This is a genomic window from Sporosarcina sp. FSL K6-3457 (assembly GCF_038007285.1).
In the GTDB taxonomy this organism is placed as follows: Bacteria; Bacillota; Bacilli; order Bacillales_A; family Planococcaceae; genus Sporosarcina.
The window spans coordinates 1,583,843-1,604,385 of record NZ_JBBOWX010000001.1 but is presented as its reverse complement, the minus strand read 5'-3'; the positions used below and the strand labels follow the sequence as shown (position 1 = coordinate 1,604,385).

Here is a 20,543-nt window from a genome sequence, read left to right as displayed (position 1 = left end):
CTTTAACTAGAAAACACACCCATTTGTCTAAACTTATTGTAGCGATCATCAACAAGTCCATCACCGTCTAACGACTCTAACTGCTGCAACGACACACGGATTGCATCTCTGATATAACCAGCTTGTGCTTGTGGGTCACGATGTGCGCCCCCGAGTACTTCTGGAATAATTTCATCGATAATCCCCATCTCTTTTAAATGAGGTGCCGTGATTTTCATCGCTTCAGCTGCCTGTTTAGCAAGACTTGAGTCTTTCCACAAAATTGAAGCTGCACCTTCAGGAGAAATAACAGAATACGTCGAGTGCTCTAACATATGAATATGATTAGCCACACCAAGTGCTAACGCTCCCCCACTACCGCCTTCCCCAATTACAATTGAAATAACCGGCACAGTCAATCCTGCCATTTCAACAAGATTACGCGCAATCGCCTCACTTTGCCCACGCTCCTCAGCAGCCTTACCAGGATATGCGCCTTTCGTGTCAATGAAGCAAATGATTGGACGCCCAAATTTTTCGGCCTGTTTCATCAGACGTAATGCTTTCCGATACCCCTCAGGGTGAGGCATTCCAAAATTTCGTTTGACATTCTCTTTTGTATCTTTCCCACGCTGATGACCAATAATCGTTATCGGTGTTTCTTCGAACGAAGCGATTCCCCCTACAATAGCGGCATCGTCACCAAATGTCCGATCTCCATGCAATTGCATGAAATCTTCGAATAATTCGTTTATATAATCCAGCGTAGTGGGACGTTCCGGGTGTCTAGCTACTTGAACTCGGTCCCACGGTTCCATATTACCATAAATATCTGTCTCAAGGCGCACTAAACGTGTTTTTAGTGTTCCGATTTCTCCAGACAAATCCACCTCATTTGTCTCCGTAAACTCTTCAAGTTCTTTAATTTTTTCACGAAGTCTGACGATTGGTTCTTCAAATGCCAATGTTTTACTCATGTCATTTCGCTCCTTTCGCATGAAGCCGGACAATTTTAGCGAGTATGTTTTTCATATCATTTCGATGGACAACCGCATCTAACTGACCATGATCCAACAAAAATTCTGCTGTTTGGAAATCCTCTGGTAGCTTTTCTCTTACCGTTTGCTCAATCACTCGTCTTCCCGCAAATCCAATCAGTGCTTTTGGCTCGGCGATATTAATGTCACCAACTGATGCAAAACTAGCCGATACACCACCAGTTGTTGGATAAGTCATGATAGAAATGAACAACAACCCTTTCGACGCATGACGATTCAATGCAACGCTTGTCTTTGCCATTTGCATAAGTGATAATACGCCTTCTTGCATCCGAGCTCCGCCGCTCGCTGAAAAAATAAGCATCGGAATGCCCAATGAAGTTGCTTGTTCAATCGCACGTGTAATTTTTTCACCAACGACAGACCCCATCGATCCCATTCGGAAATGAGCATCCATAATCGCAACAGCTACTTCATGGCCGTCAATTTTCCCAGTCCCCGTCAAGACAGCTTCGTTTAAACCAGTCTTCTTGGCATCTGATTCAATCTTTTCCGTATAGGCTGGAAATTGCAGTGGATTTTCGGTTTTCAGATGATTATCTATTGACTCGAATGTCCCCTCGTCAAATAAGTATGTCACACGCTCTGCAGCTGTCATTTTCAAATGGTGATCACATTTCGGACAAACTTTTAATGTTTTCATTAAATCCTTTGTCAAAATAATATTTTTACACTGCGGACATTTTGTCATAATTCCTTCTGGGACATCATTTTTTGCCGCATCAGAAGGTATCGTTACAGGACGCCTCTTTTTATTTTTCATAAATATATCGCGAATCATGACTTTCTTTCCCCTCTTTCGCCTTCAACTAGCTCCATCCATTCCGAATAGGCTTTCAGTGTTTTCAATTCATCGCCGTCAAGCAAATGGTTAAGTATTTCTTTAACGATGTTATTTTCTTCAGCACCCGTCATTTCTTGATAAGGTACCCTACTATATTGTTTCAATAAAAACCAGATTTTAAGCGATAATCGATTTCCGGTTGCAATAATCATTTCACGAATGATATCCTCACGGAGTATTTCCCCATCCATTTCGATTTTCGCAAGCAAACTTTTCCATACAGGCAATGACCGTAACGAGCTATCCTTGCAGACCAATACAATCGCAGCCGTCTCATGAATCCTTCTTGTTTCTTGCACATCCATGACGGACTTGGGTTGTTGCATGATGAATGCGGCAAGCACTTCAACAAGCTGGTGTTTCTGAAAATCTACAAGAAAAGTCCCTTCTCCACGGCGTGTTTCAATCAGTCCAAGTAGCTCCAAACTTCGTAACGCTTCACGGATTGTCGATCTCCCCGCCTGTAAACGTTCCGCCAATTCCCGTTCTGATGGTAATTTTCCACCGGTTTTTATGCCTTCTTCTTTAATGATTATTCTTAGTTCACCGACAATATCAAGAAACATTTTCGATGATGGTTTTGGATTTTGCATGCGCGGCCCCTCTAGAAAATAAAATAACAAATGAAATGAATAGTGGTCTGACCACTTCTGTTTATAGCATACAGAAAAGAGTGCACGCCGTAAAGTGAAAAATAGAAAACGTCGAATATCTTCAAAGTAAAAAGAGGCCTGCATCCACATTACGCAAGCCCCTTACTTATTTTTTGCCTGCTGCACAAGTATTTGCGGCTTCCCCCTATGACGTTCAACAGTCCCCTCCAGTTGAATCCATGTCATTTCAACAAGCTGATTGGCTGAAACTGCATATTGCCTCGGGAAGAAGGTACACGAAATATCACCTGTTTCATCTTGAAGCGTGACAAACGCCATTGCCTCCCCTTTTTTCGTACGGATACGTTTAATATCAGTAACAAGGCCTGCAATTTTCACTTGTTCACGTTCCTTGACGGTGGAAAGCGTGGAAATAGCGTTAAATCCTCCGCCTAATACCTCTTTCATTTCTGTAGCGGGATGATCAGAAAGATAGAAACCGAGTACTTCCTTCTCTGATTCCAGCGCCTCCATACGCTCCTGACTTTCAGCCGGCGTATACTTTGGGCTTGCCTCCCCGCCAAATAAGAGATGACTGATTGCCCCTTTAATGGATGCCAGTAACACAGTCCGTGATTGGCCAAATTCATCGAGCGCACCAGCTTTAACAAGTGGATTGATTGTCTTCTCTGTAAAAGCCTCTACGCCAAGTCCTTCCGCCATTTCAAACAAGGTCTTCCAGTTACCACCAGACTTTCTAGCCTCTTTAAGCACCCCGAAAAATACAGGTGTCACGCCCTTAATTGCCCCTAAGCCCATGCGGATTGCTCCGTTTTCAACGGTGTACATATATTGACTATGCTTCACAGACGGCGGAAAAACTTGGATACCGCGTGCCTTCGATTCACGTAGCAACTCCATCGTCTTCTCATTGTTACCCGTTGTCGACGACAGCAGTGCCGCGTAAAAATACGCGGGCTCATTCGCCTTTAAATAACCCAATCGATACGAAATAAGTGAGTATGCAACCGCATGACTTTTCGGAAATCCATAATCCGCAAATTTCACAATCAAATCATAAACGGCAACAGCTGCACTCTCCGGAAATCCATTCTTCATGGCACCTTGTGTAAAGCGCGCACGGCCTTCTTGCAAAGTATCACGGTTTTTCTTACTAATGGACCTTCTCAACAAATCTGCTTCTCCCATCGAGAACCCCGCAATACGCACGGCTATTTGCATAATTTGTTCTTGATAAATAATCACTCCATGCGTTTCCTTCAATACCGACTCAAGTTGTGGATGAAGATACGTGACTTGTTCTTTACCGTTCTTCCTGCGACTATATAAGGGAATATTGTCCATTGGACCTGGACGATACAAGGCATTAATAGCAAATAGATCCTCAAATGTAGTCGGCTGAATTAACCGTAATGCCTCTCTCATGCCCTCAGATTCAAATTGAAAAATCCCCGTCATATCACCCGCTCTGAAAAGGTTAAATGTTTTTTCATCGTCGAGGGGAATAGCTTCAAAGTCCAAGCGAATTCGTTTGTCATACTGAATCATCGACCTAATTCGGTCCAATAAAGTTAAATTACGTAAACCGAGGAAATCCATTTTCAATAAGCCTTGTGCTTCAACATCTCCCATTGGCCATTGCGTAAGGTAAATTTCATCTCCTCCACCTTGCAACGGAACAATTTCCACAAGCGGTACGGGAGATAAAATAACACCTGCCGCATGTGTGGATGCATTGCGAGGGAGCCCTTCAATGGTTGCTGCCGCTTTTAACCACTTACTACGCACTGGGTCAATTTCCAGCCAATCACGAAGTGCCTTCGATTGCCCTACTGCCTCTTCCAATGTCCCCGCATGTCTCGCTGGGATTTCCTTCGATAAGAAAGCCATTTCTTCGTTCGTAAAATCAAATACGCGTGCCACATTGCGAGCAACAGACCGTGCTGAAAGCGTGCCAAATGTTATAATTTGTGCCACATGCGTTTTGCCGTATTTCTGCGCCACGTAGTCAATCACTTCAGCACGCCGATTATCTGCAAAGTCAATATCAATATCAGGCATTGTCACGCGATCTGGATTTAGAAATCGTTCAAATATGAGTCCATATTTAATGGGATCGACATCTGTTATCCCAAGTGCAAATGCAACGAGTGAGCCCGCAGATGATCCCCGGCCAGGGCCGGTTAAGATGTGATTGTCCTTCGCATAACGCATAAAATCTTCAACAATAAGAAAATAATCTGCAAAGCCCATACTACTAATGATTGTAATTTCATAGCGAAGACGCTCTACATAAGTCCCCTCTACCGTCCCAAGTCTTCGCTGCAAGCCAGCTACGCTGTTCTTCTCCAATAAAGAAGTGACTGTCTCCCCAACCGGAACTGGAAATACAGGCATGAGCGATTGACTTGCTGGCAAACTAACATCACAGGACATTAGCAGATCAGACATATTTTCGAGCCATTGTGGTCTATCCATAAACCATTCCACCAATTCACTCTCTTCCGGAACATATGCAGCTTGCTGATTATGTTCCGGTCTTGCTGGATCATTTAGCTTATACCCTGTCCGAATTGCGTCCGCCACCTCGTAAGCAAAAGCATCATCCTTATTGAGAAAACGAGATTCATGGACCGCGACGATAGGGATATGTATTGCCTCCGCTATCGCCTCCATATTCTCTTCATCCGGATGCTTAACGCCCCCTGCTCTACTAATCCCTAGCGCAACCGCCGCCCCGCCACAACTCGTTACAACACGTTGAAATACTTCTTTGTCGTAAAACCCACTCCAGGAAGTATCCGTCACCGAACAAATAATGACACATCCCGCACTATAAGCTTTCAGCCAATGAAGGGGGAGTGTTTCAGCATCTCTGACAGCTACAGCACTACTCATCTTCAACAAATTACGATAGCCTTGGTCATCTTTTGCATAAATGTATAACAGAACAGCCTCTGTCTCACTGACCTCCACATAAATGGATAAGCCGATAACAGGGCGAACCCCATATTTCTTCATCACATTATAAAACGAACGAATCCCGTATAATTTCGAATTGACGATGGCAACAGAGGTAGCCCCTCTCCTTTGCAGAAGTGGGGCTAGCCGATCGAGCTTTATGATACCGCGCAAAAGATCTGCGCCAGTCACTACTTGCGGATAGACAAGTGTCAATGCAATCCCTCCGCCCGTTTTTTTACTCACATAATTTCTTTAACTCTGCGATGACTTCATCTGCCTCTTCCCATGAATGGACAGATGCCCCAGAAGCAAGTGGATGTCCCCCACCCCCGAATTGAGCAGCTAACTTGTTAATAACAGGGCCTTTCGAGCGCAATCTCACACGAATCTGATCCTCTTCCTCAATGAAAATGACCCATGCACAAATCCCTTTCACGTCCCCAAGCGCTCCCACAAGCTGAGAAGTGTCGGAAGCCGTCACATTAAACTGTGCCAATATAGCCTTATCTATTTTAACGAAGGCTGCTCCATTATCATCCATCTTAAAGTTTTGATAAATATAGCCTTTGAGATGTAGTAATTCTCGCTTCACTTCGTACATGCCTGCAAATAATTCCGAACGATCAAAATCAAATTTAATCAGATCACTTGCGACTTCAAACGTGTGAACTGACGTACTCGGGAACATGAAACGCCCCGTATCTCCGACAATTCCCGCAAACAGCAATCTTGCTGCATCCGTCGTCATCGTCCAACCATACTCCGCCTGTCCTACTTCAAACAACGAATGAATCATTTCTGAAGTTGAACTCGAAGACGTATTCACCCATTTTACATCTCCATAAGGATCCGCATCTGGATGATGATCAATTTTCACAAGAAGATCACCTTGTGTATAAAATTCCCCATCAATCCGTTCCGTATTGCCTGTATCCGTAATAATGACAAGTGCCCCCTCGTACAAGGCTTGGTCAACTTGATCGGGACGCGCTAAGTATGTCAGTGATTCATCATGAGCTCCTACCGCATATACTTGTTTCCCAGGGTAATTCGCTTGGATCAATTCCTTTAAGCCCATTTGAGACCCATATGCATCTGGATCAGGCCTTACATGACGATGAATAATGATTTTATCGTACTTTTCAATTGTGTCAATGATTTGTCTTTTCATTTCTGTTTCCTCCAGGTCTCGACATATTCGAGTCGCATTTCATTCTAAAAGCCGCTACAATAAAAGAAGTTTGTATTTTATGGAGGGCTTTTATGTTCAATTTCATTTTAGTATTTCTGATTATCGCTTCTGGTGTCTTCTATTTCTATTTCAAGACCCGACAATTTAGAACAAGATCGGTATTTCCTATCCGCAAAAAAATGTTTGCCAGCATGGCCGGCTCCTCACTCGGTGGACTGCTATTATTTTTCGGAATCAATCAACTAATCCTTTTTGACGGAATTGTAACATATGTAATTGCTGCCCTATTCATCGCACTCGGGGCTTATGTTGGTATTTTCAATTACCGTGCCTATAAACATTATTTAAGCTTCGTAGATGAGGAACATGAGTTGAACAAAAACTGATGCGCTTTCGTGCATCAGTTTTTGTTCTTTTTACTTCTAATAACCAACCTTAACGTTCAAACAGTTGGTACATAAACACAGCCTTTGCCACAAGATCGCCTTCTGATAGAATATCGAAATCTACTTTGACAAATCGTCTGCTCATATGCAAAATACGTGGCTCCACAACAACGACACTGCCTAATTGAACATGTTTAATGAAATATAATGTCATATTTTCAGGAACACTTTCCCCGCGCTTGCGCATTTTGATAGCCCTATTCCCTGCTTCGGTCAATAATGTTGTCAATGCACCATATGACAACGAACCGAATTGGTTTGTCATCTGTGGAATAACCGTAAATTCGACAGTCATTTGCTGATCCGTCGAGGTTTTCATTTGATTTTTGACGATATCATCAATGGTTTCCCCTTGTTGTGGTTGACGATGCGTCATTTGGAATGCTTTTAAAACATCCTGCCTACTAATAATCCCTGCAAGCATCCCCGCCTCCGTCACAACAGGCATCAAGTCAATCCCTTCCCAAATCATGCTATGCCCTGCTGACGCAACGCTTGTCTTGCCTGTAACCGTAATGGGATGACGCGTCATTACTTTCTCAATCAAGTCATCAGCCGATTTACCGATAGCATCGCGTGAAGTAATAATTCCTACGAGTTTGCCACCTTTTTCAATGACAGGATAACCCGAGTGAGATGTCTTACGGTTGACTTCATTGAAATGGGTAACCTTGTCCTTTGTTGACAAGGTGATTGTTTCTGCTAGCGGCGTCAAAATATCCTCGACCAGTAAAATCTCTTTCTCAATCAACTGATCGTAAATCGCGCGGTTTAACATGGTGGCCACAGTAAACGTGTCATAGCTTGTCGAAATAACTGGTAGTTCCAGCTCATCCGCTAATTTTTTCACGTCATCTGTTGCATCAAATCCACCCGTAACCAGCACGGCTGCACCCGCCAACAGAGCTGTTTCATGCGCCTTTAATCGATTGCCAACAATTAACAGACTGCCCGCGTCAATATAGCGCATCATGTCGTCTAACTGCATCGCACCAATCACAAACTTGGTTAACGTTTTGTGTAAACCTCCACGTCCGCCAAGCACAAGACCGTCGACAATATTCAGCACTTCTGCAAATGTCAGCCGTTCAATATTTTCCTTCTTTTTCTTCTCGATTCGGATCGTACCTACACGCTCGATTGTATTGACGAGTTTTTGGTTCTCCGCTTCCTTAATGGCTCGATATGCCGTTCCCTCGCTGACAGACAGCGCACGGGCTACTTGGCGAACAGATATTTTTTCACCTACGGCAAGCCCTTCAATATGTTGCAATATCAATTCATGCTTCGTCGCCATGTTTTCACCTTTTCCTATCATGACCTTACAGTCATTCTACCACAAAAGGGAAAGAAAAGCGCAAGATGCCTGAGGGCTAGGGAGTGACTACAGTGTGAATAAAAATCGCTTCAACTGTTCAACATTCAAACGACTCGCCCACCTGCATAATTTTCACCGCATGATTGGTCACAAGTTCTTTAAATACTTCTGGATCCTGCTCAATCGGCGGAAATGTGTTGAAATGAATCGGAACCGTTACTTGCGGATTCAGCAACTCTACAGCATAAGCTGCATCCTCAGGGCCCATTGTGAAATTATCACCAATCGGTAAGAAAGCCACATCAATCGGATGACGCTTGCCAATCATCTCCATATCCCCAAAAACTGCTGTATCTCCCGCGTGATAGATTGTTTTCCCTTCCACTGTCAATAAAATCCCCGCCGGCATCCCTGTATAGATAATGTCATTCTCTTCCGTCTCATAAGACGAACTATGAAATGCTTGCGTATATTTTACAGTTCCAAAATCAAATGTACACGCACCACCAATGTTCATACCATGCGTTTTCACACCTTGCCATCCAAGGTAGACAGCAAGTTCAAAGGTTGCAATGACAAGTGCATCACTTGCTTTGGCAAGCGCAACTGTATCGCCAACATGATCATTATGCCCATGCGTTAGCACTATAATATCCGGCTTTTCATCGCCAACAACTAAGTCCGTTAGCTTATTTCCTGTAATGAATGGATCAATGATAATCATATAGTTACCCGTCATTATTTTTACAATGGAATGTCCATGATATGAAATCTGCATAAAAATATCTCCTCCGTTTTTTATCCACTAGCTATATTTTTCGTTATTCAACCCGAAAACCCTCTTTTTTGTTATGATTGTATTATACAAAAAGGAGGTCATTTGAGTGAGTAAAGTGAAAGAAATTCAACAATATTTGCACAATGAGCATGTAGACGCTGCTTTTATCACAACGCCTGATAATGTCTTCTACATTACTGGATTCCACAGCAATCCACATGAACGGTTATTGGGCGTTATGGTATTCAAGGATGCCGAGCCTTTTATCATTTGCCCATTGATGGAAGTGCCTGATGTGAAGGCAGCTGGCTGGTCTTTTGAAGCAGTCGGACACGAAGATACACAGGATGCTTGGGATGTTGTCATGGAGGCTGTTCGCAAACGCGGGAATCTTCCAACTTCTATCGCCATCGAAAAATCCCATCTAACTGTTGAACGCTTCGAACGCATGGGACAACTGTTGACTGACACGACATTCGTTCGTCTTGACGAACAGTTAAATAGCATGCGCAATATCAAAAGTGAGGATGAGCTGGTTAACTTACGCAAAGCTGCCGAGCTGGCCGATTATGCGATTGCCGTTGGCTGCAAGGAAATTGCCGAAGGTAAAACAGAACTAGAAATACTTATGGCAATTGAGTTTGAAATGAAGAGAAAAGGTGCCGAGAAAATGTCCTTCGATACGATGGTTCTTTCTGGTCCAAAAACTGCCTCACCACATGGCACACCAGGGGACCGCAAAATCCAACAGGGAGATTTCATCCTGTTTGACCTCGGTGTCGTCTATAATGGCTACTGTTCAGACATTACCCGAACCGTTGCCTTCGGTGAGCCGTCTGAAAAAATGCGTGAAGTTTATGAAACTGTGAAGAATGCAGAACAAGCAGCCATTGATAAGGTACGACCTGGCGTCAAAGCCCTCGAAATCGATAAAGCTGCAAGGGATGTTATTGATGACGCAGGTTATGGTGATTATTTCACACACCGCGTCGGTCATGGACTTGGTATTTCCGTGCACGAATTCCCGTCGATTACAGGGACTAACGAACTTGAGCTTGAAGAAGGAATGGTGTTTACCATTGAACCTGGTATTTATCATCCTGACATCACAGGCGTTCGAATCGAAGATGATGTTGTCGTCATCGCAAACGGTGTTGAAGTACTGACGAAGTTCCCGAAAGAATTGCAAATTATCCAGCCATAACAAACAGTCAAGCTAAAAGGCTGTCCATCTATTTGCAGATGGGCAGCCTTTGTCATTTGATTATCTATTTAATAACGTTTCAGCCACTACGTAGTCGAGACCTTGATCAGCCGCTACTGCTTGATAAGTTACATGCCCGTCCAATGTGTTGATGCCTTTTTGAAGAGCTAGATTATCTAAACAAGCTTGTTTATAGCCTTTGTTAGCAATTTCAAGTGCATATGGCACAGTCACGTTCGTTAAAGCTGTTGTCGATGTTTGCGGAACAGCTCCTGGCATATTCGCCACTGCATAGTGAACAATTCCATGTTTTTCGTATGTTGGATTATCATGCGTTGTGACACGGTCTGACGTTGCAAAAATGCCACCTTGGTCAATCGCAATATCAATAAGCACAGAACCCGGTTTCATCGATTTCACCATATCTTCTGACACTAACTTCGGTGCTTTTGCCCCTGGGATCAAAACAGCACCAATGACAAGATCCGAATGTTTGACAGATTCGGCAATATTGAATGGGTTGGAGACGAGTGTCTGAATATCGTTGCCAAAGATTTCATCTAAATAACGTAGACGATCTACAGACAAGTCTAATACAGTTACTTTTGCTCCCATACCTACCGCGATACGAGCCGCATTCGTTCCTGCTTGTCCTCCACCAATAATCGTTACCTGACCACGTGAAACGCCTGGTACACCACCTAGTAGAATTCCTTTTCCACCGCTCGTTTGTTGTAAATATTGTGCACCAATCTGCGTCGCCATACGTCCTGCCACTTCGCTCATTGGCGCTAGAAGAGGCAATGTATTATTTGGAAGTTGAACAGTTTCGTAAGCAATTCCAATGACTTTATTATCAAGCAGTGCTTTTGTTAGTTCGACTTCAGGTGCAAGGTGCAAGTAGGTAAACAGAATAAGTCCTTCTCGGAAATAGCCATACTCTGAAGCAATTGGCTCTTTTACCTTCATGACCATATCAGTATCCCATGCTTGTTCTGCCGTTGCGACGATTTGTGCACCCGATGCACGATACTCTTCATCTGTAAAGCTTGACCCGATGCCTGCTCCCGTTTCGATGAAGACTTCATGCCCTGCTGATTTCAGGTTAAAAACTCCTGCTGGTGTCATTGCAACACGATTTTCATTGTTTTTAACTTCTTTCGGAACCCCAATACGCATTGTTTTTCCCCCTACCAAATAATTATTTCGTTGGTCACACAGCAACTTCTTATACGTATTATGCGGACCAATGTTACTTTTATTCTATCAGATAAGAAATCATTTCGCTCTACTTTTCAATATTCGCAGAATACTTAGTCAGTTAAATGTGACACTTTTATAATAAATTGCAGAATTCGACAAAAAACGTAACAAAATTGTGACATTCACGTAATTATCAACGATTTCTTTTATAGATTAAAAGGATTTTCAGTCTTATTATCGAAGTAGTAACTATACCAACTAAGGATGGAGTGAGTAAGATGACATTAGTATACAAACAAATTCTCGTTGCCGTAGATGGATCAAAAGAATCCGAGTGGGCTTTCAAAAAAGCGGTGGCCATTGCAGATCGAAATGATGCGACTTTGAATTTGATAAATATCATTGATACACGTTCTTATGCTGCTGTGGAAGCTTATGACCGATCAATTGCAGAACGGGCACAAAAATTTGCAGAAGAACTTTTAAACGACTACAAAGTTGAAGCCGAAAAAGCAGGTGTGCAACATGTCAACATCATCGTTGAGTATGGTTCACCTAAAACAATGATTTCACGTGACCTTTCTAAGAAATTACAAGCCGATCTAATCATTTGTGGAGCAACAGGATTAAATGCAGTTGAACGCTTCCTGATCGGTAGCGTTTCTGAAAATATTGTCCGCTCTGCGAAATGTGATGTGCTTGTTGTACGTACAGCTGAAGACGCTAAATGACAAAAAGAGTTGCTCGAGGATAGTTATCGAGCAACTCTTTTTTCTTGTTAAGAAGCCCTCATTGTTATTTCACGCCACAAAACAGCAAAGTCCATCCATTTTTACAAACAAATCAATAAACTTATAACCCTGCAACCCGAACAGTATCGCGGGCGATCATGATCTCTTCATTGGTCGGGATCACAAGCACTTTAACAGGAGAGTATGGGAAGCTAATATGAACTTCCTTCCCTCTTATGTTATTCAAATCCGGATCAAAGTACACGCCCATGAACTCAAGGCCTTCCAGCACCTTTTGTCGAATAACATCACTGTTTTCACCGATTCCCGCTGTAAAAATAATCGCATCGACACCGCCCATTCTTGCTGCATAGGATCCGATATACTTATGGATTCGATCTGCAAAAACATTTAAAGCAAGCTGTGCACGCTCATTACCTTTCGATGCTTCAATTTCAATATCACGTAAATCACTTGAAAATCCTGAAACAGCGAGCATACCCGATTGTTTATTCAACACATCGAGCACTTCTTCAACTGATTTCCCCGTCTGTTCCATAATATATGGAATGAGCGCTGGATCGATATTACCAGAACGCGTCCCCATCGTTAGACCTGCAAGCGGTGTAAAGCCCATTGAGGTATCTAACGACTTACCGCCCTCAACAGCCGCAATACTAGCACCGTTTCCTAGGTGGCAAGAAATCAGTCGCGTTGTTTCCAGGGGGCGATTCAATAGTTCTGCTGCACGCTCAGTGACATACTTATGGCTAGTCCCATGGAATCCATATTTCCGAATGCCATACTTCTCATAATACTCATACGGCAAAGGATAGAGGAACGAACTTTCTGGCATCGTTTGATGAAATGCCGTGTCAAAAATAGCAACTGCCGGCACATTAGGCAAGGCCTTTTTAAATTCCTTGATACCCGTAATATTAGCTGGATTATGCAGTGGTGCAAGATTGGATAGTTCCTCGAGCTTAGATAAGATTTCTTCAGTAATCAATACGGAATCACTGAACACTTCCCCACCGTGTACAACACGATGACCAATACCGTCAATTTCATCGAATGAACGAACAATACCTTCGTCCAACAATAGAGTTAGTAGCATGGCAACAGCATCTGCATGATTAGGGATATCTTGAATTTTTTCAACCTTTCCATTTTCGGATTTCAACGTGAAAATAGAGTCTGAAAGACCAATTCGTTCTACCTGTCCTTTTGCTACTACATGCTCATTTTCCATTTTAAGAAGCTGAAACTTTAAAGAAGAGCTTCCCGCGTTAATCGCTAAAATGTTTTGCATCACTAATGCCTCATTTCAACTAGATACTTTTTAGTTTTTAATTCAAAATTGCTTATTCTGTAGCCCACATATCAATTTTCTGGAGAAATAGCGCCATCGCCCGCTTGTCTGTCATGTTTGGCACCTTCGCCAGTAAGACATCCGGTGTTGCTACTATTTCAGGGGAGGGTTTTTGAAGGACTAAAATACTCTTTGCATGTGTCGCACTTTTAAATAAGGAATCCGGTAACTGAATAACAGCTCGAATCACTGTCTGCTTTTTCAAAAATGGATGCAGCAAAGATGACTGTTCAGAGTCAAACAAATTCGCTGGGATGATGAACAATCCATGTCCACCCGGTTTTGTGTGGTTCATCGATTGTTCGATAAACAGATGATGGGCATATGCATGTCCCTCAGCCGGCATCAATTCGTAATTAAGAGCATTGTCATCATCTGGGTAAAATCCAACAGGCACATCACTGATTGTAATGTCTACTGGGTCAACAAGTAACGGTCGCAATGCATCCTGAACATAAAACGTCACTGGGTGTTCCAGCAATTCAGCCACCACAGCGGATAGTCTAACGAGTACATCATCAATTTCAACAGCTGTTGCCGTCACTTGATGACCAATCGCATTCATCACTGTATATAGTAAATTGCCTGTCCCTGCCGCAGGGTCAAGCAGTGTTAAATTATGCTCATCCACCGCCAACTTACTAGCGATATGCCCAATTAGCATCCCGATAGAATCCGGAGTCATTTGGTGATGCGGTTGGGCATTTTGTTTCATCCCTTTGAGGACAGCAAGCTGAATGCCTCTACGGATATCTTCTTTAGATACAGACCCCGACACTGTCGGACTCACTTCACCTGAAAGCCATTGTCCACACGCCTCAATAATCGCTTCCAAATAGAGCTTATCAGTCGTTTGTGCGTATGTATCTATGAACGAAAAAATTTTCTCTGTATCTGTTGTCATTTTTCTATCCCTCTATCGATAAAACCCACCCGTTGCCGAGTGGGTTTCCCTAATTAGTTTAATCAATTACGCCTTGGCGTACTTTTGCTGAATCAAGTTAATTGTTTGACAGCTTCAATTGCTTTATCGTAATCAGGATGATCTGTATTTTCACTAACATACTGAACATATGTCACTTTATCATCTTTATCGATAACAAAGATAGAGCGTGCAAGTAAACGAAGTTCCTGAATAATTGTGCCATATGCTTCTCCAAATGACAAATCACGGTGGTCAGATAATGTTTGAACATTTGCGATGCCTTCAGCTGCACACCATCTTGCTTGTGCAAATGGTAAATCTGCTGAAATCGTCAATATTTGGACATCATCACCAAGTGATGCTGCTTCTTCGTTGAACTTGCGTGTCTGCGTTGAACAAACACCCGTGTCAATCGAAGGAATAACACTGATCAAACGAATTTTACCTTTTGAATCAGCCAATGTCACTGGGCTTAAATCATTTGCAAGCACTGTAAAATCCGGTGCTGTATCACCTACTGCAACTTCTTTTCCAAGCAATGTAACAGGACTATTCTTGAATGTAACGTTAGCCATTAAGACGCCTCCTTTTTCATACTTCTATCATACTAAAGGGCAGTCTATTCTTGCAACTGTTGTCCCTCAAGTTGTTGCTTGCTGACGAGAATCTCTTTTTCATAGACATGCTCGTATTCAACGACTGTCTCTGCAAACACATCATGCAAAGCCTCTTTTTTCGGCATGAACAAGACAAGCAAATATGGAATCACAAGCATTTTTGAAATGAATCGACCAAAGACTTCACGGAATAAGATAGCCCCCCATGTTAACGGTGCACCGTTCTTTGCCACAACCCTTATGCCCAGAATCATTTTCCCAACCGTCTGCCCGAAAAATTTCGTCATGAGCGCAAAATAGAGGAGTAACAGCAGCAGCGCTGCGACTTTATAAGGGCTAAACAACAAAAATGACGGGTTGCTAATGTCGGTACCTACCACTCTAAAAATAGGTTTAATGAGGATTCCACTAATTGCATACAGGACAAGCAGGTCGATGGTATACGCCCAAAAACGAGTCCAAAATCCGACATATTTCAGTCGAAAATGCGCTGTTTGACTAGTTGAAGAGTCTACAACTGATTTCACCGCAATAGGCTGTTCCGGAAGATTCGGTGGTTGTTCGATATACTCTGACATATGCTCACTCCCCCCTATCTTTCACCATACAAATACATCATCCGTGGCGCATTATAATCGGACAATAATTTGCCGATTAATTCTGATTCGATATTGCTACCGAATAAGTTACTGGCTTTCACGCTAAAAATCGAACTCCAGCTATCGAGCATTGTATATTCAAATACTGTCGCATTTTGAAGATCATAATCTTCTTTCATAGCTACAATGACATCTCCGATTTTTCCAACCTCATCCGCAAGTCCAGCTTCGATTGCTTGACGTCCATTCATAATCCGACCATCTGCAACGGCTTTCACTTCCGCTTCAGTCATCCCACGACCTTCTTCAATGATATCCACAAAGCGTTCATACGAGTCATTAATCATTTCTTGTAGCATCACTCGTTCTTCCTCTTTCATTTCACGTGATCCGCTCATGATATCTTTGTATGGCCCCGTCTTGATGGTATTGAAATCAATGCCGTATTTTTCAGCCAGTTTTGCGTAGTTGACACTTTCCATAATGACGCCAATCGATCCTGTAATCGTTTCACGATTGACAAATATTTTATCTGCCGGCGCCGCTACATAATAGCCGCCTGAAGCTGCCATTCCACCCATTGAAACATAAAGTGGAACGTCCCGTTCAATTTGAATTGCACGAATGGCATCGTAAATATCTGCCGACTCGACAACTCCACCACCAGGTGAATTCACTTTGAGAACAACACCTTTGACGCTGTCATCCCCGCGAATCTCATCCAATTGGTTCATGAAAAATTGATGATTATAGCCCGCTGGTTGAAATATCGATGACGAGTTTCCTAAATCTTGAATAACTCCGTCAAGTGTAAGGACGGCGATTTTCTCCCTACCCACACCTTCTTCCAATACGATTTCACTATACCCCGATGTTGATGTTGTCATCAGCTCTTCAAAGAAACCATTAACATCTCTTGTAAATATGTACGATAATGAGTTGACACCTACTGAAACAAAAATAAGTGCTGCCGCGACGATGATGGCAATCCATCGTTTCATTGTCATTTCTTCTTCCTCCTTTTTCTAAACTACACTATTCTGTACGTTCTTTAAGCCCAAAATGTTTCACTCCATGGTAAAATAGATTTAACTCATTCAGAAGGAGTAGGATTAAATGGCAGAACGAATGAATATTTATATTTACAGCAAGCACGACGAAGACTCACTTGATAAAAAATCAAAGGTGGAAGACGCGCTCATCCATGAAGGCTTTACAATGACCGACAATGACCGAGAAGCTAATATTATCATCAGCATCGGCAGTGACGGTTCTTTTTTACAAGCAGTTCGTAAGACAGGCTTTCGTCAAGATTGCTTATATGCAGGACTATCACTGACTGGCAAACATGGATTATACTGCGATTTCAATTATAACAATCTTTATGAAATGATGCAGGCAATTCACCAAGCAAAACTTGAGGTGCGAAGATATCCTTTGATTGAAGTAACAATTGACAATCACCAACCATTCTATTGTTTGAATGAATTCAGTATTCGTTCAAACATTATTCGCACATTCGTCCTAGATGTCATCATCGACGACAAATTATTTGAAACATTCCTTGGTGATGGGTTAATCATTTCAACACCGACTGGCAGTACAGCTTACAACAAATCCGTCAAAGGTGCTGTTGTTGATCCCTTATTACCTTGTTTTCAAGTAAGCGAGCTCGCCTCTGTGAATAACAATAAGTACCGCACACTCGGCTCTTCATTCATTATGAGTGGCAACAGGAAACTGCAGCTAAAAGTACATCAAGATGGCAATGATTTCCCTTTGATGGCCGCAGATAACGAAGCACTCGGTATCCGTCAAGTAGAAAATGTAGAAATTCGGTTAAGCGAAAAAACGATTAAAACTGTTAAACTAAAAGACAATTCGTTTTGGGAGAAAGTACAGAGGATCTATTTGTAATCACAAAAGTGCAAGTATCTAAAACGTAAACAAAAAGAAAAGCCACCCATTACGGATGGCTTTTCTTCATCTTCATAACTTCCAACACTTTTGACGCGGTAAATAAAAGAAGCGCAACCCAGATAAAGGAAAATGACAGTAAATCTATCTTTTCGAATGACTCCTTGTAAATGACAACTCCAATAAATAGCATCATCGTTGGCGCAATATACTGCAAAAAACCCGCCATATAGAGCGGAATTCTTTGAACACCTTTCGCGTACATAACTAGCGGTAAAGCTGTTGCTACACCTGTTAAAACTAGTAAAATATCCGTCTTGATGTCCGCTTGTAAAAATACCACACTATCGCCCATGAATAACCACATATAATAGATAACTGCAAATGGCATAATAAAAAATGTTTCAATTGTCAATCCACGTAACGCATCCAACTGAATTCTTTTCTTGATAAGTCCGTAGATTGCGAAAGTAGCAGCTAATGAAAATGCTAACCACGGAAATTGACCATATGAAATAGTTAAAATCGTCACGCCTATTGTCGCAAGTAAAAATGCTATTTGCTGTGCCCGACTGAGTTTTTCCTTTAGAAAAAAGATCCCAAGCAGCACTGAAATGAGCGGATTCATATAGTAACCAAGGCTTGCTTGAACGATATAATCATGATTCACCGCCCATATATAAATGAACCAGTTACCCGATACAAGGACCGATGCTAAAAATAATAACCAAAAATCTCGCTGCGATTTCCAAAGCCGCTGTATATCCTCTATTAGATGACGTCCGCCCTTTATCATGAGCACAAGTAACAGCGTCATAACGAACGCCCAAATGATACGGCTTATAATTATTTCCGTACTACTAACATGCTCAAGATTTTTCCAGTAAATCGGCATAATTCCCCAAATAAGATACGATCCAACCGCCCAGAGGACACCACTTTTCTCTGTCTGCATAGCGACATCCCCTTTATTATTTTAATTCTCGAAATAACAAACTAAGTATAGCGTCATTATGATAGCAGGTAAAGTTGAAAGTTTTATTTACTTTTTCGTTACAGAAAAAATTACCCTTGCCAAAACGAAGCACTCCGTTTTAACAAAGGCAATCTGTCTTCTAACTCACTGCTGCTCTTGATTTCTTAATACCACACGCATAATCTTTCCGGAAGCCGTCTTTGGTAACTCTTCCACAAATTCAATTTTTCGAGGATATTTATAAGGTGCCGTCAGTTGTTTCACATGCTCTTGCAATTCGGCAACGAGACCGTCCTCATTTTTCCATTCAGGGTCGCGCAACACAACAAATGCTTTGACGATATTTCCACGAATTTCATCTGGACTTCCAACGACTGCACATTCACGAACTGCCGGATGTTTCGTCAAAGCATCTTCCACTTCAAATGGACCAATTGTATAGCCCGAACTGATAATGATGTCATCTCCTCGGCCTTCAAACCAGAAATAACCGTTCTCATCCATTTTTGCACGGTCGCCTGTTACATAATACTCTCCACGGAACTGCATTTGCGTCCGTTCCCGATCTTTTAAATATTCCTTAAACAATGCAGGCGTTGACATATGTACTGCGATGTCACCGACCTCCCCCGTTGTAATAGGATTTCCTTCATCGTCAATAATGTCAACTTTATTCCCTGGTGTCGGTTTACCCATTGAACCAGGTCTTGCTTCCATACCAAGCATCGTTCCTACAAGCAATGTATTTTCCGTTTGCCCATAGCCATCCCTTACCTGAAGTGAGAATGTTTTATCAAATATATCAATCACCTCGCGATTCAGTGGCTCACCTGCCGATACGGCACTACGGATTGAAGAAACATCGTATTCCTGTAGGTTGTCCATTTTCGCTATAAACCGATATTCTGTTGGTGTACAACAAAGCACATTCACCTGATAGGTAGCGATGAGCTCCAAATACGTTTTAACGTCAAATTTCCCATCATAGACCAACCCTGTTGCACCACTCCCCAAAACAGAAAGAAAAGGTGTCCAAATCCATTTTTGCCAGCCTGGAGCAGCAGTTGCCCAAACGATATCTTCTTCCTCAATACCGAGCCAGCTTGCACCCGTAGTACGTAGATGTGCATAGCCCCATCCATGTGAATGAACAACACCTTTTGGTTTACCAGTTGTTCCCGATGTGTACGAAAGAAATGCCATATCTGAGCTTTTTGTATCGGGTGCGCTGAATTCTGTCGATGCGGTCTCCATCAGTTCTGTTAATGAGAGTTGCCCCGTTTTTGCTTTTCCAACAACAAAAAGTTGAACATCCTTCATATTATCTACTTCACTAAATTGATCAGTGAACGCTTCATAGGCCACAATTGCTTTTGCATCACTATGCGCCAAACGATATTCAATATCTGTGGTGCGCAGCATTTCAGAGCTCGGAATAACCACGAGTCCCGCTTTCAGTGCCCCAATATATGTTATATACGCCTCAATCAAGCGTGGTACCATGACAAGAACAACGTCCCCTCTCTGGAGACCATTCGATTTAAACACGTTAGCCGCCTTATTTGCTGCTCTCATTAGTTCATCGTATGTAATTTCTTTCTTGTTACCTTGTGCATTTATGTAAATAAGTGCTTTCTTACCGATTCCGGTCGCATACTTTTCGAACTCACTCACAAGATTATAATTCTCTGGCGCAATTAGCTGTTCACGGTTCATAAAAATCCCCCTTTTCTTTCTACTTTAATTATACAAACATTTGTACAATAATTCAAAAGTAATTTACTTTTCAAACTAACAATACGAACA

At 42.3% G+C, this 20,543-nt stretch carries 19 protein-coding genes; 4 read left to right on the top strand and 15 right to left on the bottom strand.

Features of this window, described 5'->3' with window-relative positions; genetic code table 11:
• Positions 1-2: 2 nt before the first annotated feature.
• The 5 genes from N1I80_RS07875 to N1I80_RS07855 form a co-directional block, all read right to left on the bottom strand.
• The gene (locus tag N1I80_RS07875) at positions 3-956 is read right to left on the bottom strand and encodes an acetyl-CoA carboxylase carboxyltransferase subunit alpha (RefSeq protein ID WP_340737344.1); all 954 of its coding nucleotides are present in this window, start codon (positions 954-956) and stop codon (positions 3-5) included.
• A 1-nt stretch (position 957) separates the two neighbouring features.
• On the bottom strand, positions 958-1,818 hold the full coding sequence (gene accD / locus N1I80_RS07870) for an acetyl-CoA carboxylase, carboxyltransferase subunit beta (protein WP_340737343.1): 861 nt from the start codon (positions 1,816-1,818) through the stop codon (positions 958-960).
• The gene (locus tag N1I80_RS07865) at positions 1,815-2,474 is read right to left on the bottom strand and encodes a FadR/GntR family transcriptional regulator (RefSeq protein ID WP_340737342.1); all 660 of its coding nucleotides are present in this window, start codon (positions 2,472-2,474) and stop codon (positions 1,815-1,817) included. Before N1I80_RS07865 ends, accD begins: the two co-directional genes overlap by 4 nt.
• A gap of 162 nt (positions 2,475-2,636) precedes the next feature.
• Complete coding sequence (locus tag N1I80_RS07860; RefSeq protein ID WP_340737341.1) at positions 2,637-5,702, bottom strand: DNA polymerase III subunit alpha; 3,066 nt, start codon at positions 5,700-5,702, stop codon at positions 2,637-2,639.
• The gene (locus N1I80_RS07855; protein ID WP_340737340.1) at positions 5,695-6,630 is read right to left on the bottom strand and encodes a DHH family phosphoesterase; all 936 of its coding nucleotides are present in this window, start codon (positions 6,628-6,630) and stop codon (positions 5,695-5,697) included. The genes N1I80_RS07860 and N1I80_RS07855 overlap by 8 nt, the downstream gene beginning before the upstream one ends.
• Before the next feature lie 92 nt (positions 6,631-6,722).
• Here N1I80_RS07855 and N1I80_RS07850 point away from each other — a divergent pair, with 92 nt between their 5' ends.
• Entirely contained in the window at positions 6,723-7,037 is a 315-nt protein-coding gene (locus N1I80_RS07850) for a YtpI family protein (RefSeq protein WP_340737339.1), read from the top strand.
• A 49-nt stretch (positions 7,038-7,086) separates the two neighbouring features.
• Here N1I80_RS07850 and N1I80_RS07845 read toward each other — a convergent pair whose 3' ends face one another.
• Both N1I80_RS07845 and N1I80_RS07840 read right to left on the bottom strand, forming a co-directional pair.
• A complete protein-coding gene (locus N1I80_RS07845; RefSeq protein WP_340737338.1) occupies positions 7,087-8,394 on the bottom strand; it encodes a DRTGG domain-containing protein in 1,308 nt (435 codons plus the stop codon).
• Between the two features lie 118 nt (positions 8,395-8,512).
• Positions 8,513-9,193, bottom strand: coding sequence for a metal-dependent hydrolase (locus tag N1I80_RS07840; RefSeq protein WP_340737337.1), 681 nt, complete (start codon positions 9,191-9,193; stop codon positions 8,513-8,515).
• A gap of 106 nt (positions 9,194-9,299) precedes the next feature.
• Here N1I80_RS07840 and N1I80_RS07835 point away from each other — a divergent pair, with 106 nt between their 5' ends.
• A complete protein-coding gene (locus N1I80_RS07835; protein ID WP_340737336.1) occupies positions 9,300-10,397 on the top strand; it encodes a M24 family metallopeptidase in 1,098 nt (365 codons plus the stop codon).
• A 60-nt stretch (positions 10,398-10,457) separates the two neighbouring features.
• Here N1I80_RS07835 and ald read toward each other — a convergent pair whose 3' ends face one another.
• Entirely contained in the window at positions 10,458-11,576 is a 1,119-nt protein-coding gene (gene ald, locus N1I80_RS07830) for an alanine dehydrogenase (protein ID WP_340737335.1), read from the bottom strand.
• Between the two features lie 302 nt (positions 11,577-11,878).
• On the opposite strand from ald, the gene N1I80_RS07825 reads away from it, so the two are divergent.
• Complete coding sequence (locus tag N1I80_RS07825; RefSeq protein ID WP_340737334.1) at positions 11,879-12,331, top strand: universal stress protein; 453 nt, start codon at positions 11,879-11,881, stop codon at positions 12,329-12,331.
• A gap of 121 nt (positions 12,332-12,452) precedes the next feature.
• Here N1I80_RS07825 and N1I80_RS07820 read toward each other — a convergent pair whose 3' ends face one another.
• The 5 genes from N1I80_RS07820 to sppA form a co-directional block, all read right to left on the bottom strand.
• A complete protein-coding gene (locus N1I80_RS07820) occupies positions 12,453-13,643 on the bottom strand; it encodes an acetate kinase (protein ID WP_340737333.1) in 1,191 nt (396 codons plus the stop codon).
• Positions 13,644-13,695: 52 nt separating this feature from the next.
• Entirely contained in the window at positions 13,696-14,607 is a 912-nt protein-coding gene (locus tag N1I80_RS07815) for a class I SAM-dependent methyltransferase (RefSeq protein ID WP_340737332.1), read from the bottom strand.
• Positions 14,608-14,699: 92 nt separating this feature from the next.
• Entirely contained in the window at positions 14,700-15,203 is a 504-nt protein-coding gene (tpx, locus tag N1I80_RS07810; RefSeq protein WP_340737331.1) for a thiol peroxidase, read from the bottom strand.
• Between the two features lie 44 nt (positions 15,204-15,247).
• On the bottom strand, positions 15,248-15,823 hold the full coding sequence (locus tag N1I80_RS07805) for an RDD family protein (RefSeq protein ID WP_340737330.1): 576 nt from the start codon (positions 15,821-15,823) through the stop codon (positions 15,248-15,250).
• Between the two features lie 14 nt (positions 15,824-15,837).
• Positions 15,838-16,851 carry a signal peptide peptidase SppA gene (gene sppA / locus N1I80_RS07800; RefSeq protein WP_340737329.1) on the bottom strand — a complete coding sequence of 338 codons (1,014 nt, stop codon included), beginning with the start codon at positions 16,849-16,851 and terminating at the stop codon, positions 15,838-15,840.
• Between the two features lie 109 nt (positions 16,852-16,960).
• On the opposite strand from sppA, the gene N1I80_RS07795 reads away from it, so the two are divergent.
• Positions 16,961-17,761: an NAD kinase gene (locus N1I80_RS07795; protein ID WP_340737328.1), complete on the top strand. Its 801-nt coding sequence runs from the start codon at positions 16,961-16,963 to the stop codon at positions 17,759-17,761.
• A gap of 49 nt (positions 17,762-17,810) precedes the next feature.
• Here N1I80_RS07795 and rarD read toward each other — a convergent pair whose 3' ends face one another.
• Together rarD and mbcS are read right to left on the bottom strand one after the other, a co-directional pair.
• Positions 17,811-18,716, bottom strand: a complete 906-nt coding sequence (gene rarD, locus N1I80_RS07790) for an EamA family transporter RarD (RefSeq protein ID WP_340737327.1) — start codon at positions 18,714-18,716, stop codon at positions 17,811-17,813.
• Between the two features lie 165 nt (positions 18,717-18,881).
• Complete coding sequence (mbcS, locus tag N1I80_RS07785) at positions 18,882-20,453, bottom strand: acyl-CoA synthetase MbcS (RefSeq protein ID WP_340737326.1); 1,572 nt, start codon at positions 20,451-20,453, stop codon at positions 18,882-18,884.
• Between the last annotated feature and the right edge of the window lie 90 nt (positions 20,454-20,543).